This window comes from Sediminibacterium sp. TEGAF015, assembly GCF_025997995.1.
Classification (GTDB): Bacteria; Bacteroidota; Bacteroidia; order Chitinophagales; family Chitinophagaceae; genus Sediminibacterium.
This window is the reverse complement of record NZ_AP026683.1, coordinates 1,351,730-1,370,614: the sequence shown is the minus strand read 5'-3', so window position 1 is coordinate 1,370,614 and position 18,885 is coordinate 1,351,730. Positions and strand designations below refer to the sequence as shown.

Below are 18,885 nucleotides of genomic sequence, written 5' to 3'. Positions count from 1 at the left end.
AGCATGGTTAATATCACATATAAGTCAAATACCCTTCGCAAAGCCATTGCTGAAGCTTCGGTATTAGTGTCTAGTCAGGATACCATTGATGCTATTGTTCAGAAGAAAGTGCCAAAAGGGGATGTTTTTTCTTTTGCTAAAGTGGCTGCCTTATTTGGGGTGAAAAAAACAAGTGAGATGATACCCGATTGTCATCCGCTTCCAGTTGAGTATACCGATGTGCGTTTTACCATTAAGGACTTAAGGGTAGTGATTGAAGTAGAAGTGCATACCATTTATAAAACAGGTGTTGAAGTAGAAGCCATGCATGGTGCTTCTGTTGCCGCACTCACTTTATACGATATGCTCAAACCCATTGACAAAAATGTCAGCATTCAGGAAATTAAACTGCAGGCTAAAACTGGCGGTAAGTCTGATAAGAAGAAGTATGCAGATAAAGGATTGAATGCAGCTGTAATTGTTTGTTCCGATACCATTGCAGCTGGCAATGCAGAAGATAGCGCGGGTAAAGTAGTAGTGGAAGCGTTGGAAGCATTGGGGGTAGCCGTACCAATATATAGTGTTATTCCGGATGAAGCAGAATCTATCAGAAATGTTGTACTAGATAATACAAATTCGGAAAATCAGTTGTTGATTTTAGTTGGAGGAACAGGTGTTTCCCCCAGGGATATTACACCGGATATTCTACAACCCATGTTGCAGAAAGAATTGCCCGGGATTATGGAAGCTGCCAGAAATTATGGACAAAACCGTATGCCTTATGCAATGCTATCCAGAAGTGTAGCAGGCCTGATTGGTAATACGCTAGTGATGAGCTTCCCTGGATCCCTTTCAGGGGCCAATGAATACATGGCAGCTTTATTCCCCCAGATATTGCATGTATTTGATGTAATAAAAGGGAGCCGTCATAGCTTATAAAGGTGGAAGAAATGTATACTCCACTTCTTCCAGCGGATTGAATATGCCCCGGTTAAAGTCTTTAGCAATTGAATGAGCTCTTAGTGTTCCTGCTTCTGCCTGATAGGCAGCAATTTCCTGTACCCTGTTTTCTTTAATTGGACTAATCCATTCTTCCGCGAGTGCTGTTGGTAATATAGTGGGCATTCGCTTTTTTGTGTTGTGAATGTTTTCCATCAGCCCGTTTGCCTCTGTGGTAACAATGGCAAAACTGTGTACCATTTCGCCAGACAATTGATCGGTCCAGGGTTGCCAGATTCCGGCCATGAATAGTAAGTTTTCCTTCTCGTTTGCACTATGAATATAATAGGGATAAGCGATGGGTTTTTTATCTTCCGGTCGTTGATAATGTCGCCATTCAAAGAATCCGGTACTTAATACCAAACATCTTCTGGCTTTAGCAGCTGCTTTATACAATTTGCTTTCAAATAATTTTTCTGCAGTGGCATTAAGTGTGTTGTATTTTTTTCTACTTTCTTGTAACTCCCCCAGATTTTTAATGAACCAGGGAATGAATTCCCAATGTGCCAGTTCGGGTTCCCATTCTCCTGCGTTGTTCTCTATAATGATGGGCCAGGACGTATAAGCAAAACCTGACTGAACTGTTAAATCCGTTGCCGGTATTGTTTTCTTCTTCCCTTTGAGTGTTATCTCTTTTTTTGCGGGTAATTTAAGTGAGTTGTAGTAGCACATAATAAGTGTCTATTTATTTTATGCCAGCTCTACGCTTTAACTCAGCAACGGGCATATTTATTTGTCGCCCTACTTGTTTGCCATTTTTATAGGTTACTACTTTTAAAGTAGCTGCATCATTTGGCACTAAAATAGGAGCCGTATATTTTGGATAAAATTCATCTGGATGTGTATCATCCAACGAATAGTGAATATCCACACCTTCAATTTCTGTTGCCAGCGTCACGCTTACTTTGTCTTCTTCCTTTGCTGTTGTGAAAATTGGCTCATACATGGTTTTAGCATATTTCACTTTTGCTTCATCTAGTCTTTCCATTTGTTTTTCTACGCGATTTACAAAATGGTTCCAATTCTTTTTTTCATCTGGAGACCAAACTGACTCTGCAATAGCCAACCCTCTAGGCCATGTCATATATTGTACCGTGCGCATGTTCGTCATCTGTTCTGTCCAAAGATTGCCCTGTCCGCCTAAAATTAATTTAGGGTCTACGCCTTTCGGTAAAGGATTAAAATCATAGGTTTTTTTCAAACGCAGTGAGGCATAGATAAGTGGCTCGGTGATTGGATCGCCTTGCATATAATCTAGGTAAACATAATCAGTTGGTGACATCACAACTTCATGACCGGCTTTGGCAGCTTCAATTCCTCCTTTCATGCCGCGCCAACTCATTACAGCTGCATTTGGAGCAAGTCCTCCTTCCAGTATTTCATCCCACCCTATTAATTTCTTTCCTTTTGTATTTATGATTTTTTCTACCCGCTTCACAAAATAGCTTTGTACCTCATTCATGTCTTTTAAAGATTCCCTCTGCATTAAATCTTTAATCAAATTGCTCTTTTCCCAAAAATTTTTTGCAGCTTCATCGCCTCCCATATGTATGTAGGGAAATGGGAATAATTCCGCAACTTCTGTAAATACTTTATCTAAAAATTCATATACTTCTTCTTTAGCAGGGCTTAGATTGTTGTCGACCAATGCATAAAAATGGCCACCCTCGGGCCATTCCATAAATTTTTCACCTGCATTTACGCTATAAGTTCCAGGTGTGCTTGTTAAGTATGGATAAGAAGCAATTGCTGCCAAACTATGACCGGGGACATCTATTTCTGGTAAAATGTTTATGAACCTATCGCTGGCATATTTTACGAGTTCCCTAATATCATTATGTGTATAATAACCACCATAAGTTTTGGGCTCATTCGGATCTGGAGCTTTGGTATTAGCATACTTGCCATCTCTTTTGGGTCTCCAGGCACCTACTCTTGTGAGTTCAGGTAAACGCTTTATTTCAAGTCTCCATCCTTGGTCATCGGTAAGATGTAAATGCAATACATTGTACTTATATCTAGCCATATCATCAATAAAACTCTTCACTTCATCTTTTGTAAAAAAATGTCTACTTACATCGAGCATTAACCCTCTCCAGGAAAAACGGGGGTAATCAGTTATACTGATTGCAGGCACTGTCCATTTTGTATTTGATGCAAGGCCATTTTTTCTTTCAACTTCCTTTGGCAACAACTGTAAGAAACTTTGCATACCGTAAAATAATCCTGCAGCCTTATTAGCTGATATAGATACTGCACTTGGGGTTACATTTATCTTGTAGCCTTCGTTACCTATTTGCGGATCGTTAATTAATGCTAACCTAATATTTCCCGGGGTGGTAGAAACTGTGCTAATTACTTTTACGGGCATCTCATATCCAGTAGCTGTTTGTATACGACTACTTAAAAATTCAGCTACTTTTTTTGCATCAATATCATTGCCTATCAACTCTATCGCTGTTGTTTTTTTAAGTGAGAAGCTACCATCAGTAAACTGGTGACTAACCGGTAAAGGAACAATCGAAATATCAAGTTTGCTATTTTGCGCTAATGCATCAAATGCTGCGATTGCTAAAATGCTAATAAATAATAGTTTTTTCATTGTTTATACTTATTAATAAAATATTGCATCAAAAGAAATTATAAAAAAATCTACATGTAATTTAGCCTTGTAAATTCAAAAAACTCTTTTTGACAAGGTTGTAAAACTATCTAATAATTTATAATACCAATTGCTATGAACCAGCGATATTATTCGCTTGATGTATTTAGCCTCACCCCAACTGACCTAGTTTTTCCTTTCTTTCTATTTGCTGCAACGGCCTTGTTGTTTATCGGTTATGCCCGGGACTGGTTTCATCAAAATATTACTGGCCAATTTCCGGGTCCACCGGAAAATGGCTCTTTACTGTTTGCATTATGCTTTGTCTTATCCCTTCGGTTAATTGGTTATTGGATGGACAAAAAAAGGATTTACATTAAGGTTTAAATATATTGAGCGGGATTGTCTGCTTTATTTTGTGTGTTCGGGATTGCCAGCCTCACTTTACTTGGCTGTCTTCCCCTAAAGGGGCCTTACCCAAAGCCCTCGTATCGGCGAAGCCGATACCGGGTTTTTTTATTTGCTCTCTTTACCGAATACATTCGGCATGTTCGCAAATAAAAAAACCCTCTCGCTTTCGCTTGAGGGCTTTGTAGCCGGTACGGGAATCGAACCCGTCTTTGCCCCGTGAAAGGGGGCTGTCCTAGCCGATAGACGAACCGGCCATGGTTTTTGTCTTTCGGGTTGCAAAAATAAGAGGCAATTTCTTTTCTGCCAAACTTTTTTATCAAAATAACCAAAATCATTTGATAAACTGTAAATTTGCTCCTCTAACGTAATTATTTACATAAAAACATTTATCAATGAGTACAGTAAAAGTGGCTATTAACGGTTTCGGAAGAATCGGTCGTCTGGTGTTTCGTCAGATTTACAATATGAAGGGAATTGATGTGGTTGCTATTAATGACCTGACTAGTCCAGCGGTTTTAGCTCATTTATTGAAGTACGACAGTGCACAAGGGCGTTTTGATGCAACTGTTACTTCTACAGAAGATTCGATTATAGTAAACGGCGAAACAGTAAAAATATATGCCCAGAAAGATCCTTCTCAAATTCCTTGGGGAACCCACGGAGTTGATGTAGTGATTGAGTCAACTGGTTTCTTTACTGACAAAGACAAAGCAGCTGCACATTTGGCTGCTGGTGCTAAGCGTGTTGTAATTTCTGCACCTGCAACTGGTGATTTAAAAACAGTTGTATACAATGTAAACCACAGTATTCTAGATGGTTCTGAAACCATCATTTCTTGTGCGTCTTGTACTACAAACTGTTTGGCTCCTATGGCGAAAGTATTGAATGATCAGTTTGGTATCCAGACCGGTATTATGACTACCATACACGCATATACAAACGATCAGAATACCTTAGATGCTCCACATCCAAAAGGTGACTTAAGAAGAGCAAGAGCTGCTGCTGCTAATATTGTTCCAAACAGTACAGGTGCTGCTAAAGCAATTGGTTTAGTGTTACCAGAACTTAAGGGAAAATTAGACGGAAGTGCACAGCGTGTTCCAACCATCACTGGTTCTTTAACTGAATTGGTTTCTATCTTGAATAAGAAAGTAACTGCTGAAGAAGTAAATGCTGCAATGAAAGCTGCTGCTAACGAAAGCTTTGGTTACAATGAAGACGAAATTGTGAGCACCGATATTATTGGTACTCATTTTGGTTCATTATTCGATGCAACTCAAACCAAAGTGATGACCGTTGGTGATGCACAAATTGTGAAAACCGTTAGCTGGTACGATAATGAAATGAGCTATGTAAGCCAGTTGGTAAGAACTGTAAATTATTTTGCAGGCCTAATCAGCAAATAAATAGTTTTAAAATTGAGTAAAAGCCGTTCTGATTATTCAGGACGGCTTTTGTTTTTTGGTTAAATTGCCAATAAATAATTTTTATGGCAAGTCCTTTTGAATCGTATCATTTTGCTGGAAAGAAAGCATTAATCCGTGTAGACTTTAATGTCCCCCTAGATAAACAAACATATGCTATTGGCGATGACAATCGCATGCGTGCAGCTATTCCCACAATCGTTAAAATCTTAAATGATGGTGGATCTGTTATTTTAATGAGCCATTTGGGGCGTCCAAAAGAAGGGCCTGAAACCAAAAGTTCTTTAATTCATATTACCGGCCATTTGCAATCCCTCCTTACTAAAGCAATGGGCAAAGAAGTGTTGGTTCAGTTTGCCAACGATTGCATTGGACAAGAAGCCATTGATAAATCTGCTGCTTTGCAGGGAGGAGAAGTTTTGTTATTGGAAAATCTCCGCTTCTATAAAGAAGAAGAAAAAGGAGATGCGGCATTTGCTGAGAAATTGAGCAAATTAGGGGATGTGTATGTAAATGATGCTTTTGGAACCGCACACCGCGCTCATGCATCTACAGCAGTGATTGCGCAGTTTTTTGCACCGGGCAATAAAATGTTTGGCCTATTAATGGAAGGAGAAGTAAAAGCTGCAGAACTAGTATTGCACAAAGCAGAGAAACCATTTACTGCAATAATTGGCGGAGCCAAAGTGAGCGATAAAATTTTGATAATTGAAAATTTACTGGAAAGAGCAACCGATATTATTATCGGGGGCGGTATGGCATATACATTTATGAAAGCTAAAGGTGGAGCCATTGGTAAGAGCCTCTGCGAAGACGATCGTTTGAGTACAGCACTTGAAATATTGGAAAAAGCTGCGGCGAAAGGTGTAAATATTCATTTGCCGGTTGATAGTTTAGTTGCAGATAATTTTGCTGCTGATGCCAATACACAGGTAGCAGAAAGTAATCAGGTTCCTGATGGATGGATGGGGCTAGATATTGGTCCGAAAGCTATTGATTCATTTACTGCGGCAATTACCCGTTCAAAAACCATTTTATGGAATGGACCAATGGGTGTATTTGAAATGGAAAAATTTCAGGCAGGTACAAAAGCGATTGCAATTGCAGTTGCAGAAGCCACTGCAAAAGGAGCCTATAGTTTAGTGGGCGGAGGCGATAGCGTAGCGGCAGTTAATCAGTTTGGTTTTGCCGATCAGGTAAGTTATGTAAGTACAGGAGGAGGCGCCATGCTGGAATATTTTGAAGGCAAAGTTTTACCAGGCATTGCTGCTATTTCCAATAGCTAATTAAGCAACATCTTCACCCGTGGCAGCTTTCATTAAGAAGAACCAGTCTTCTCTGGTCAGTTTGATGGAAGCTGCTTTTTTTGCCTGATCCAGTCTTTCAGATTTAGTTGTTCCAATTACAGGAACTATACCAGCTGTATGCGTATTTAGCCAGGCAATCAACATTTCATTGAGTCCCATGGCATATTTTTCTGAAAGCAACTGAGCAGCATGCGAAATGCTTCTAAAATGCGGATGTAGGTCATCTGTTAACAATCCGCCACCCAAAGGAGCCCAGGCCATCGGTACAATGTCGTTTTCGATGCAGTTATCTAAAATACCATTGGTAAAGGGAGCAGTACAAATGATGGATACTTCTATTTGGTTGTAAGCAATCGGAACCCACTTCCTTAGCATATTCACTTGGTGTGGAAGAAAGTTCGATACACCAAAAGCTCTGACCTTCCCCTGAATCTGTAGGGATTGTATGGCTTCAGCAACTTCTTCCGGATGCAATAAAGGATCGGGACGATGAATCAGGAGTACATCCAGATAATCGGTACCAAAATTTTTTAGTGATTGCTCTGCTGAGCGAATTATATGTTTTTTGCTGGTATTGTAGGATTTGATGGAGTGCTCTGGCCGGTTTTCGGTAACCATCTGAATCCCACATTTGGTAATCAGCTTAATTTGTGGGCGGATGGTTTTATCTTCTTTTAAAGCAGCTCCAAATTCTTCCTCTGTAGTATAATCCCCGTATATATCAGCATGATCAAAACTATTTACCCCAATGAGTAAACACTGATCAATCATCTGTCGATAATTGTAAGTAGTAAAATTCGCACCCCATTTACCCCAGCGCATGCAGCCTGCAATTGGGCTACTCAATGTATTATTATTTTCCATACTTAAATATAGAAATAAAAAAAACTCGTTCTGTTGAAAGAACGAGTTTTATAAATCGGTAGGATTGTTAGATTAATATCTGTTGTATCCGCCACCGCCGTTTCCACGATCGCGATTACCGCCACCGTATCCACCGCCGCCGCGATTGCCACCACCGCCAAAGCCGCCGCGATTACCGCCGCCGCCACCATAAGGCTTCTTCTTGAATCCGCCTCTTTCGCCTTCTGGGCGTGGTGTTGATTCGTTCACAACAATTTTGCGATCCATTACCTCAGTATCGTGTAATGCTGCGATAGCTGCACGAGCAGCATCATCATCAGCCATTTCAACGAAACCAAAGCCTTTGCTGCGGTCGTTGTTAAATTTGTCGGTAACGATTTTGGCACTGCTTACTTCACCATAGGGAGCAAACAGATTCTGAAGGTCTTCACTAGACATGTTCCAGTTAAGATTTCCAACGTAAATGTTCATTTTTTAGAAATTAAGTGATCAAAAAACCAAAGCAAAAATAGTAACCAAAAACCCTGAAACATTTACGTGAAAACGTTCTGAGACCTGGAACTTCCGCATTTGGACAGTTAAAGATAGGGATTTAACTGAATTAGCAGCATTTTTCCCAAAAAATGACAATCATATCAATAAATCGCTAAAAATACCGCGAATGCGGTATTGTGGACATTTCCACTTGAAGATACATTCACCCAAAATTCAGCTATGTACAGAAGAGGTCTTTTATTATTCTTTTTATGCATTTGTTTTTTTGCAAATGCCCAAAAAATCAATGTTGTTTCTTACACTTTTGACGATGATAGGTTTGGGCTTGTGAAATTTGCTAATTCGATGAAATCCGATTCTACCGATTATGGAATAGAAAACGGTAAATATGTCCTACAAAATTTTCAGAAGCGAAAAGGTCAAATGAGATGGATTAATTACAACTATGGACTTAATAGTATCGCTAATACCAGCTATAAAGCTTCTGTGGTTCAATTGTCTGGTGCTCAGGATTTCTCTTATGGAATGATGGTGCATGGGGAAGATGGGAATAATTATTTACTGTTTGGAATAGCTAGCAATGGTTACTATTTAATTGAATTTGTAAAAAGCGGAATGGTTACTAAAATTTCCAATGGTTGGGTAAAGTCCTCTTTTGTAAAAACGGGATATAATACGGTCAATGATTTATATGTAGAAAAAAAGGGGAATGATTATCGGTTCTTCTTAAATGATATTGCCATTCAGACTGCAACACTTAGTCTCACAAAGTTCTCTCCCAAAGTGGGCATTTTTGCCAATAGCAATATGAAAGTGGCATTTGATAAGTTAGAAATTGATCAATGGATCGATCAGAAAACGGTGAGTGGAAAAATAGTTCCAGGATATACCCCATCCAATAGATTACCAGTGGCTGCTAAACCGTTTTTGAATGTTTCGAAGAAGAATCAACTCTATGGAATTACATATGGTGCTTTTGATTATTGGTATGGAGTCATGGATAAGGATGGATATAGATATATTGATCCCGTCTTTAAATATGCCTATTCTACAGGTGATTATATAATAGGCGGCAATGAATCCAAAAATGAGTTGGGGGTTTTTGATTGGCAGGGTAATATTATTATTCCGCCTATCATGAAAAAAATCAATAGCAGCCAATACCAGGGAATAACTTATTTCTCTTGTCGTTCGGAATCAGGACTATGGGGACTATTAGACCAATCAGGAAAAACGATTCTTCCATTTGTTTACAGTTATATAGATCTTGTATCGGAAGGACATGTTTACATGAAAAATGCCAATGGTTGGGGTGTGGCAGATTTAAACGGAAATATAAAAATAAAAGCAGGCAGTATTGAGGATGCAGATGAACTTTCTAAGTCTTCCTTCAGATTACCTGTTAGAGTGAAACAGGGGCAAATCATAGCCAAGGCAAAAAATGCAGATGGAGGCTTGAAAGGTATAATGGATCTGCACGGCAATTGGGTAGTATTGCCTAAATATTTTGACATTAATTATGTGGATACCAATCAGTCTTATATTGTGTATTCACCTAAGTCCACAGATAAAAATAGGCTGGTAAAAGGAGTTATAGATAAGAATGGTAAGGAAATAATTCCTACTAAATATTCTACTTTGTTCGTTGTTGGGAAAAATTATGTTGCAGCAGAAGGGGACGATCCTGAAGGGTATGATACTATTGAAGAATCGGATGAAGACGACGAAGAAGCTTTATTGGATTTATTAGATGCATTAGACGGTGCAAAAGACACCCGAAAATGGGGGATTTTTAGTGCAACAGGAAATACACTTGCTCCTTTGAAGTACGCAGATATTTCAACCAGTGCCGATATCAATATTTTACAATTAAAACAACTTGCTTCGGGGCCCAAAAATGAGACACTGTCTCTTTACGACCAAGCTGGTAAAACTATTATAAGTCTTGCTTCATATGAAATTGAAACAAAGGATTCAAACTTGTTAAAAGAAAAGCCCAAGGGGGATTATAGACGCAACTATAGTTATTATGCCGATGGACTTATCAACGTAGGAAAAGGGGGTAAATGGGGATTTTTAGACAAGCTAGGTAAAGTGCAGATTCCCTTTCAATATGATTTTGCTTCTGCGTTCAGTAATGGAATGGCTATGGTAAAAAAGAATAAAGAATGGTTTTATATCAATAAAGCGGGCAAGCGTCTTTCTGATTCAGAAATTCCCAAAAGCAATCCAGATAAAGAACTACCACCCATACGCCCTGGAGCATTGTAAACAATGAATTTGCTTTTATCGGGGGGTAAAAGCAAAACGGCCCGATGAGAATCGGGCCGTTCTATTTTTTGGTATTAGAAAGATTAACCTTCTACTACTTCAAAGTCAATTTCAGTGTTGTTTCCGTTACCGAAGTCGATAGTAGCTTTGTAGCTTCCCAACTCTTTTACTTCATCAACAATGTTGATACGCTTGCGGTCAATTTCATAACCTTTCTGGTCACGAATAGCACGGGCAATTTGTAAAGAAGTAACAGCACCAAAGATTTTACCACTTGTGCCAGTTTTAGCACCAACTTTAACAGGAGAAGATTTTAATACTTCTACTACTTTGTTGATTTCAGCTAGCATCGCAGCTTCTTTCTTCGCTTTTACCTTTAACTTTTCTTCTAATTGCTTCAAATTAGAAGGGCTTGCCTCAACAGCAAACTTTTGAGGAATTAAGTAGTTACGAGCGTAACCGTTCTTTACGGTAACTAATTCGTTTTTACCACCTAAATTGTCTACGTCCTGAATTAAGATTACTTGCATCTTGTTTTGATTTAGTCCCAGCGCCCAATCAATGATAGTTGATTTGACTGTCTCGCTTATTGCTAAACGATTAGGGATGGTTAACTAATATTTCTATTTTAATAAGTCAGTAACATAAGGCAACAAAGACATCTGACGTGCCTTCTTAACCGCATCTGTTACTTTACGCTGATACTTCAAAGAGTTACCAGATAAACGACGAGGCAACAACTTACCCTGTTCGTTAATGAACTTCTTTAAAAACTCAATATCCTTATAGTCTACATACTTAATACCGTACTTCTTGAAACGACAGAATTTCTTCTTTGGCTTCTCCTGCTTAATCGCGGTAAGGTATTTGATTTCATTCTTTGCCATGATTATGCTTCGGTTTTTTCAATTTTAGGAAATCCGCCATTTCTCTTGGTATAGTTGTACTCGACGGCGTATTTATCGAGACGGGTAACCATGTGACGCATTACTTGCTCATCACGTAAAAGTTGAATCTTCAACTTCTCAACTCCTTCAGCAGGAAGTGTGAATTCTAAAACCCAGTAGATACCTGTGGTTTTCTTTTGAATTGGGTAAGCCAAAGACTTTAAACCCCAAGGATTGCTGTGAACGGTAGCACCGCCCAGTTCAGTGATAATGTCCTGGAATTTCTTCTGAGCAGACTTAAATTCGTCTTCAGAAAGAACCGGAGTGAAAATCACCATCAATTCGTAATTGTTCATTACTTGAATTTTTTTGGTTAAAAATTGGTTTTTTCCCAGTGGATTCCTGCAAGCAGGAAAATCTGCCAAATACAGATTTGGGGCTGCAAAAGTAGGAAGAATAACCTTTTTAACCAAATTAACGACCAGCCAATTCAATCATAGTACTCAATTCAGACACTAATTTGTCGATATTGGAGTCTCCACCCACGCTTTTAAACCTGATTTTACCGTTCTTATCCAAAATGAACTTGGTAGGAATTCCATCTACTTTATAGGCAGAAACTACTTTATAGGCATCAGATGAATCTTTTTCGTCATATAAGACATTGAAGCTGTATTTATTTTTGGCAATAAAATCACCCACTTCTTTAGCACGCTTTTCCATGCTTTCATGGTCTTCCCAAGTGTCAACAAACAAAAATGCCACATTGGGGTCGTCTTTGTATTTGTCTAAAGCTTTTTGCATGCCGGGGAAAGAAGCTATACAAGGTCCGCACCAGGTAGCCCAGAAGTCAATCACCACTACTTTACCTTTTAAACCTGCCAGTTGAACTTCCTTGCCTTCCAAATTTTTAAGTTTGAAATCAACAGAGGGCTGGTCAATCATTTTCTTGAGCAGGTCTTCTCTTGCTTTTAGTGAAGCAGCACTGCCCAAGGCTAGCATCTTGTTATTGGCTGCAGTTTCGGAACCCAGTTCTTTAACAAGTGCCTTGATTAAAATTTCTTTTGTTTTGGAACCAGCCGTGTTTTTTTCTACCAATGGACTAAGGCTGGCAATGATTTCTGGATTGTTTAATACTTTTTCAGCAATTTCAGCATACCTATCATTGTATTCACTATTTGCCCAATTGTATCCTTCGCAGCCTTCTTTAGCATATTTCAAGGCATTTGAATAGTCTTTTTGTTTGAAAAGAATATAGGCATATGTATCTGCATACATACCGTAAGCTGATTTTCTGCTTTCTTGCCAAAGTTCGTCTGTATATAAATCAGGCTTTGATTGTGTTGGGTTTTTCAATTCATTCTTAGCCCATATAACCGCTTCTTTAGACAGCTTTTCTGCCTCTGCAATCATTGTATCTTTTGTATAAGCCCAATCCCAGGCAATATTATTGAATAATGCAGTCTTGTTTTCCATGGATAACTGTGAGCAATATTGTAAGAATTTATCCAGCTTAAACTCTTTTGCTTTTTTTACATAATTCTGTGCTAAAGATTCATACGCCCAACGATACTGATTTTTTTGTTTTTCATCTTTAGCTGGGTATTGGGATATAATTTTATCTAGGGCATCGGCTCTTGCATCTAAATCCTCGATTGTATTTAATGCCAAAATCTTTTCTTTCACTTTCCAATTTCCCTCCGGATATTTCAACTTCATCTTGTCGGCTATTTCTTTTCCGAGGTCTAACTTTTTTAAAGCATTGGCAAACATAGAAAGTGTTGCATAGTCATCTTCTCGTATAGATGGGTGGTTGAGAATTTCTGTAGAAATGCGGTTGAAATTACTATCCAATAATTTGCGATTGGATTGATAATTCACATTGAAATATTGCTGGTAGAGCTGATAATGGTTTTGGGGATATGCGTTCCATTCCTGATTGAACAATGCACTCGCTTTTTCTGGATTGGATTCAATACCGAGATAGTATTCCCCCAATCCACTATATACACTGGCTAGTGCGTGTCTAGATCCTAAAATCGGTTTGCCAGTTTTATCATGAATCAATATAATATACCCCTGCTTTTTATTGCTTTCAAAAACAGCGCCTTCTTTCACCATGAATGCTAGCGCTTTAGCGGTTTCTGGAACAACAAAGGATCCGGTATACAATCCGTTTTTACCAATGATGGGTTTAATCTCAATAACACCATTTTTATTCTCCAGAAAATTAAAATGAAAAATGGCCAACTTCGGTTCTGTTTTACCTGGTAATGCTAAACCTTTTGCGTTATAGGTAAAAACAACTTTGTCTCCAGCTTTGGGTTTTTGTGGCTGGTAAATAAAATTTTGAGCCAAAACTGTTTGCGTGTAAAAAAGAACAGTGATTAAACTGAGGATTTTAAACATAAATATTGGATTAAATGAGGGTATAATTTACTGATTAAACCGTTCGTCAAATGTTAAATATTTATAATCTTTGAAAATCAACTCATTATATGTTTATAAGTAGTGGTCCCCTTTAGCGTTTAAGAACAATATAAGTGGGATAGTGATCACTAAACCCGCCTCTGTATTGGTTCCCATCCCAGGTTCGCATGGGATAGCCTTTGTATTTTCCTGTGTTCTCGGTCATGAAAGGTTTTTGAAAAATAACAGCTTTCACATAATGCCAGTTTTTATTACTGTCCGGTTCTTTGCGCAACCAGCTATTCGAAAGCAAAATCTGATCGAATAATCCCCACACATCTCTGTTGGCAAGTGTGCCGAAGCCTTTTTGGTAAAAAGAAATCCATGGGTTGTACAAAAGTTGGTTACTTGCTGCTTGCTGATTGTCTGTTGCCCCCAATACATTCAGAATACTCGGATCGGTTGGGTTATCATTGAGATCGCCCATGACGATTATTTTAGCAAATGCATCTTTCCCCCGTATGGAATCTATATGTTGTCTGCAGGTTTTAGCAGCGGCCGCTCTTGCAGGCGCGCTTCTGTCTTCTCCACCTCTTCTGCTAGGCCAGTGGTTTACATACACATGAATCGTTTCTCCGCTTAGTTGTCCTTTCACATACAATATATCGCGTGTATAGTAAGCGTCTTTGCTGCTGCCAGGCAAATTCACCTGCAAGCTTTGAGCTATATACGGATGAAAAAAATCGGGCTGATACAATAAGCCAACATCAATCCCCCTGGCATCTCTGGAATCAAAATGAATAAAATGAAATTGTTTATTGTGAAGCATAAAATGGTTTACAAGGTGATTCAAAACCGTATCATTTTCTAATTCTGCAACACCAATAATGGCAGCTCCGCGGGGATGATCTGCTGTGCCCAGTTGATTAAGTACATGAGCCAGTTTGAATAATTTATTCTGGTAGATTGTTCCCGAATAATGCTTGGCACCTGATGGCGTGAATTCGTCATCATTCACTAAAGGGTTATCAATGGTATCATACAAGTTTTCAAGATTGTAAAATCCAATGACTGCTTTCTCTACTGGCTTTTTTTCTTGCCATTGAATCAATAAAAAGAAAATTAAAATGGTACTCCAATTCATTTAAACAATATGCATATTAATGGAGTGTTGATGAACCGTATGAATACCCTTTGTTCAGGGGGATTACAACTGCCGTTTTCAGGTAGTTCACTCAAATTTTTCAAAAGGTCTTATTATTTGATTCAGTCGCCTTAGTTTTAAGTTGTTTGTAATTCCGCAAGAATTTGCCAATGCGGAAAAGTTTGTTTTATTCATATGCTTTTTCAGTTAGCCTTTACATTTTTGTAAACAATGAAATCAATGCTCAGCCTGCATCTGTAGTGAAACCTTTGGGTAAAAAAAATCAATGGGTTGATAGTACGCTGGATAAAGAGGGCTGGAAATATTTTAAAGATCAGTATGTACAGGATATTGCCGAAGAAGAGGGAGAATCACTGCCAGCTTCAGTCCCCTCCATGCTTCAATCGGGAAAGGATTTATTCAATGCTTTAACAGGCTTTAGTTTCAGCGTTCGAAGATTCAGACCAAGAGGACTTTCTAATCGCCACTTTTTGCAGTTTGTGCAGGATATCAATATGAGTCAATTGTCGGATGGTAGTATTCCTTGGGCTAATTGGGGAGGGCTGAATGAAGTAACCGCTAATCAGCAACTGGCTGCAGGGTTGCGAAACAATGAATATCATTTTGGTGCTGCAGGCAGTGCTGTTTTTATGCAGTTGAATGCAAATAAATTATTTCCCCAGACAACCATTACACACAATATTTCCAATCGAAATTATCATCATCGATTTGCTTTTACCAAAGTTTGGAATACAAGCAAAACCGGATGGACGATAGCGCATAGTATAGCATTTAAGAAGGGGAATGGAGGTCAGTTTCCAGCCAATGTATTTGATGGTGTTTCTTATTTCCTTTCTGTCGACAAATATTTCAATAATCAGCTATGGTCATTGGTGCTGATAGGTAATCGTCAAATGAATACAAGAACGGCTGCTGTAACTGAGGAACTGATTCATCTAACCAATAATGAATTGTATCAGCCTGGATGGGGATGGTATCAGGGCAAAATAAAGCAAGCCAACTGGCAGTTTCAGCATCAGCCAATTGCATTATTGTCCCAGTCTTATCAGGTAAATTCAATCATTAAGAGAGTGAGTACTCTTTTGGTGAGCTCCGGTGAAAAATTCAATCGTGGATTGGATTGGTATAATGCTCCAGATCCCAGACCTGATTATTACCGATACTTACCGTCTTTTTATACGGATAGCCTTCTGCAAAATCAGGTTTTTGATTTTTTGCAGCATAATCCCTCCCAGTTACAATTGAATTGGGAGAAAATGTATCAGGCGAATCAACAAAGCACAGCGGATAAGCGAGCAAGATATTTTATTGATGATAAGGTTGAGCGAGCTACCAGGCTGGCTTTCAATATCCGTTATCAGATTGAGTATAGTTCGTCTTTAAAACTGCTATTGCAATATCAATACAAATGGGAACGATACCATTATTTTAAGCGGATTCATGATTTGATGGGTGCAGCTTATTCGGTTAACTGGAATCAGTTTGCAGAAGACGATCCCAATGCAGGTGTTGCTATACAAAATGATTTGCATCATCCTGATCAATTGTTGCAAGTAGGTGATTCATGGGGGTATAATTACAAAATGCATTTGCAGCAATGGGTTGGTCTTGCCCAACTGGTTTATGTTTTGCCTAAATGGGATATTTTTTCTGCCCTTGAATTGAGTAGTACAAAGTATCGGCGGGAAGGACTTTACAGAAACGGATTGTTTCCAATGCGTTCCTTTGGACCGTCAGAAAAAGATAGGTTTGAAAATTGGCAATTTAAATGGGGAATTACCTACAAGATCAATGGGCGAAACTATGCTTACCTGCATGCAATGGCAGCTTCTAAAGCACCACTGGTCAATGATATTTATCTTTCACCCAGAGTCAGTGCTATCAAACATCCGGCTATTGAGAGTGAATCTTTTAGCAAGATAGAACTGGGATATATGCTCAATGCCCCTTCACTTAAAGTCCAGTTCAATGGCTATTACCATCAAACGAGCAATGCCATGGACGTGATGAGTTTTTATCATGACGGGTATCGCAATCTGGTAAACTATGCATTGTCCAATATTGGCATAAATGCATTCGGCTTAGAGTTGAGTGCTTCCCTTGAATTGCGTGGTGGGTTTTCCTTCAATGCAGCTATCAGTCTGGGGAATTACAGTTATAGTAATCGCCCTACTTATCGGATCATGCCAGACAATGCTGTTTTTGAAACAGAGAAAGGAATGATTTTCTTTAAAGGGTATCCGGTTGCAGGAATGCCTTCAATGGCTTTTTATCATGGACTTTCTTATCGTTTGAATGGTAATTTATTTATCAATCTAAGTGCTTCTTTTATGGGGCCACAGTATTTGGCGATGAATCCTTTGCGGCGTACCGCTAATTCAATTAATAGGAATATGAACCAATCAGCAATTGAAAACTGGACAAGACCATCTTCCCTTTCTTCTTTATATGTAACGGATTTGGCTGTAGGTTATAGTTTCAGGCTTTACAAAAATAGTAAGGGAAAGTCTTATGCTTTACAGTGTTTTCTTGGAGTCAATAATTGTTTTAATCAATCATTTATTACGGGTGGATTTGAACAGTTAAGAATGGATCAGTCGAGAACGGATCTTAGTCGTTTCCCCAATAAATATTATTACCGACAAGGGCCGCTTTATTCACTGAGTTTAAAATGGAAATTATGATTCAAGGGTATATGCAAAAATTGCATCAGCTTTTTTTCTTTTTGTTTCTTTGTTGCTGGTCTTGCAATAAAAACCGCGATATGCCACCTTCTTTGGAAATAGCCGCGGAACAAGTGAATACTTCTATTAAAAGCATTTACAGTTCTCATATTTCAGGAAATGCAGAACAGTTTGTCAATAATGAAATTATTACAGGAATTATTACTGCGAATGATGCTACAGATAATTTTTATAAAGCCATTGTAGTGCAGGACAGCACGGCAGCAATTACGCTTAAATTGGATGGATTTAGTTTGTCTGCACTTTATCCTTTGGGAATGAGAGTGGTAATCCGTTTGAACGGAATGTGGATGGGGGAATATGGCGGGATGTTGCAGTTGGGAGGAGGTATAGACAGGTCTGATCCGCAGTTTCCCTCTATCATCCCTTTACCTGCTTCTTTATTTCAGAAACATATAATCACTTTGCTTTCTCAGAAAATGCCTGAACCATTGGAAGTTACCTATGATCAGTTACATGATTCGCTGCATAGCAGACTCGTCAGGTTGAATAATATTCAGTTTTCAGAAAATGATACAGCATCTTATTTTGGAGATTGGGTTAACAAAGCAACCAATAGCCTTTCCCTTAAATTTTGTAGTGGTGGAACAGTCTATTTAAGAACGAGTGGCTTTGCTAAATTTGCAAAAGTTAAATCGCCTAAAGGCAGTGGTAGTGTCATTGGAATTTATTCTGAGTTTGGCGCTCAGCGGCAACTGATGATTCGCGATACCAGCGACCTATTTTTCTCTGCCAATCGATGTATTACTAATATTGGATATACATTATTTTATGAGGATTTTGAGCAATACCCTGTACAGGCTACGCTTGCGATTCCAAACTGGCAAAACATACCTGAGCAGGCTAAACAGTTTTATCAGATTCAACGCTTTCAGCAAAATTCATTTGCATCGGTAACGGGCTTAGGTTCTCAAGCTTCTGCTATTTCAAGTTGGCTGATTTTACCTCCCCTCCAATTAAATAATAGCACCCATGAGCAACTTAGTTTTTTAACAAAAGAGGCATTTGACAATGGAGCTTCCCTTGAGGTATTGGTGTCTGCTAATTATGATGGAAAGGGACAGCCCTGGAAAGCGAAATGGCAGCCCTTGAAAGCCAATATCGCCAAAGGTGCTGGCAATGGTATTGGTGCCAGCTGGGTGAATTCGGGAAATATTTCCCTGCATGGAGTGCAGGGTTTGATACATATTGGTTTTCGTTATACGGGTACCGATCAGGTCGGTGCTGCGGGCAAGAGAAATACCAACTTCTGGGTAGATGATGTTAAAATTACTGCTCAATAATGCCATTATTGGCTGAAACCCTTGTTATACAAGGATTTTTGCTAA

The 18,885-nt window shown here is 38.8% G+C and carries 15 protein-coding genes and 1 tRNA gene; 6 read left to right on the top strand and 10 right to left on the bottom strand.

The features are described from left to right. Nucleotides 1-3: 3 nt before the first annotated feature. A complete protein-coding gene (gene moaCB, locus TEGAF0_RS06205; RefSeq protein ID WP_264900954.1) occupies nucleotides 4-918 on the top strand; it encodes a bifunctional molybdenum cofactor biosynthesis protein MoaC/MoaB in 915 nt (304 codons plus the stop codon). On the opposite strand, the gene TEGAF0_RS06200 is transcribed toward moaCB, so the two are convergent. From TEGAF0_RS06200 to TEGAF0_RS06190, 3 genes are all read right to left on the bottom strand, one after another. Next, nucleotides 913-1,650 carry an SOS response-associated peptidase gene (locus TEGAF0_RS06200; protein WP_264900953.1) on the bottom strand — a complete coding sequence of 246 codons (738 nt, stop codon included), beginning with the start codon at nucleotides 1,648-1,650 and terminating at the stop codon, nucleotides 913-915. The two genes, moaCB and TEGAF0_RS06200, sit on opposite strands and share 6 nt — an antisense overlap. Nucleotides 1,651-1,663: 13 nt before the next feature. Continuing rightward, nucleotides 1,664-3,580 carry a beta-N-acetylhexosaminidase gene (locus TEGAF0_RS06195; RefSeq protein ID WP_264900952.1) on the bottom strand — a complete coding sequence of 639 codons (1,917 nt, stop codon included), beginning with the start codon at nucleotides 3,578-3,580 and terminating at the stop codon, nucleotides 1,664-1,666. A 593-nt stretch (nucleotides 3,581-4,173) separates the two neighbouring features. Next, nucleotides 4,174-4,245: transfer RNA gene (locus tag TEGAF0_RS06190), tRNA-Glu, on the bottom strand. 138 nt (nucleotides 4,246-4,383) lie between these two features. Here TEGAF0_RS06190 and gap point away from each other — a divergent pair. Next, nucleotides 4,384-5,397, top strand: coding sequence for a type I glyceraldehyde-3-phosphate dehydrogenase (gene gap / locus TEGAF0_RS06185; RefSeq protein ID WP_264900950.1), 1,014 nt, complete (start codon nucleotides 4,384-4,386; stop codon nucleotides 5,395-5,397). 83 nt (nucleotides 5,398-5,480) lie between these two features. Further along, a complete protein-coding gene (locus TEGAF0_RS06180) occupies nucleotides 5,481-6,701 on the top strand; it encodes a phosphoglycerate kinase (RefSeq protein WP_264900948.1) in 1,221 nt (406 codons plus the stop codon). On the opposite strand, the gene TEGAF0_RS06175 is transcribed toward TEGAF0_RS06180, so the two are convergent. Continuing rightward, nucleotides 6,702-7,586 (bottom strand): aldo/keto reductase, encoded by an 885-nt coding sequence (locus TEGAF0_RS06175; RefSeq protein ID WP_264900946.1) that lies wholly within the window; start codon nucleotides 7,584-7,586, stop codon nucleotides 6,702-6,704. A 72-nt stretch (nucleotides 7,587-7,658) separates the two neighbouring features. Continuing rightward, complete coding sequence (locus TEGAF0_RS06170; RefSeq protein WP_264900944.1) at nucleotides 7,659-8,057, bottom strand: RNA recognition motif domain-containing protein; 399 nt, start codon at nucleotides 8,055-8,057, stop codon at nucleotides 7,659-7,661. 369 nt (nucleotides 8,058-8,426) lie between these two features. Between TEGAF0_RS06170 and TEGAF0_RS06165 the strand changes: the two genes are divergently transcribed. Beyond that, nucleotides 8,427-10,352: a WG repeat-containing protein gene (locus TEGAF0_RS06165; RefSeq protein WP_264900942.1), complete on the top strand. Its 1,926-nt coding sequence runs from the start codon at nucleotides 8,427-8,429 to the stop codon at nucleotides 10,350-10,352. 83 nt (nucleotides 10,353-10,435) lie between these two features. On the opposite strand, the gene rplI is transcribed toward TEGAF0_RS06165, so the two are convergent. The 5 genes from rplI to TEGAF0_RS06140 all read right to left on the bottom strand — a co-directional run bounded on the left by rplI (nucleotide 10,436) and on the right by TEGAF0_RS06140 (nucleotide 14,792). Beyond that, entirely contained in the window at nucleotides 10,436-10,882 is a 447-nt protein-coding gene (rplI, locus tag TEGAF0_RS06160) for a 50S ribosomal protein L9 (RefSeq protein ID WP_026752392.1), read from the bottom strand. Nucleotides 10,883-10,975: 93 nt separating this feature from the next. Then, nucleotides 10,976-11,239, bottom strand: coding sequence for a 30S ribosomal protein S18 (gene rpsR, locus TEGAF0_RS06155; protein ID WP_026763011.1), 264 nt, complete (start codon nucleotides 11,237-11,239; stop codon nucleotides 10,976-10,978). A 2-nt stretch (nucleotides 11,240-11,241) separates the two neighbouring features. Further along, on the bottom strand, nucleotides 11,242-11,595 hold the full coding sequence (rpsF, locus tag TEGAF0_RS06150) for a 30S ribosomal protein S6 (protein ID WP_026752390.1): 354 nt from the start codon (nucleotides 11,593-11,595) through the stop codon (nucleotides 11,242-11,244). A 118-nt stretch (nucleotides 11,596-11,713) separates the two neighbouring features. Beyond that, nucleotides 11,714-13,648: a TlpA family protein disulfide reductase gene (locus TEGAF0_RS06145; protein ID WP_264900938.1), complete on the bottom strand. Its 1,935-nt coding sequence runs from the start codon at nucleotides 13,646-13,648 to the stop codon at nucleotides 11,714-11,716. A 112-nt stretch (nucleotides 13,649-13,760) separates the two neighbouring features. Next, nucleotides 13,761-14,792, bottom strand: a complete 1,032-nt coding sequence (locus TEGAF0_RS06140) for an endonuclease/exonuclease/phosphatase family protein (RefSeq protein ID WP_264900936.1) — start codon at nucleotides 14,790-14,792, stop codon at nucleotides 13,761-13,763. Between the two features lie 170 nt (nucleotides 14,793-14,962). On the opposite strand from TEGAF0_RS06140, the gene TEGAF0_RS06135 reads away from it, so the two are divergent. Both TEGAF0_RS06135 and TEGAF0_RS06130 read left to right on the top strand, forming a co-directional pair. Continuing rightward, complete coding sequence (locus tag TEGAF0_RS06135) at nucleotides 14,963-17,497, top strand: TonB-dependent receptor (protein WP_264900934.1); 2,535 nt, start codon at nucleotides 14,963-14,965, stop codon at nucleotides 17,495-17,497. Nucleotides 17,498-17,577: 80 nt separating this feature from the next. Then, nucleotides 17,578-18,840: a DUF5689 domain-containing protein gene (locus tag TEGAF0_RS06130; protein ID WP_264900932.1), complete on the top strand. Its 1,263-nt coding sequence runs from the start codon at nucleotides 17,578-17,580 to the stop codon at nucleotides 18,838-18,840. Nucleotides 18,841-18,885 lie beyond the last annotated feature (45 nt).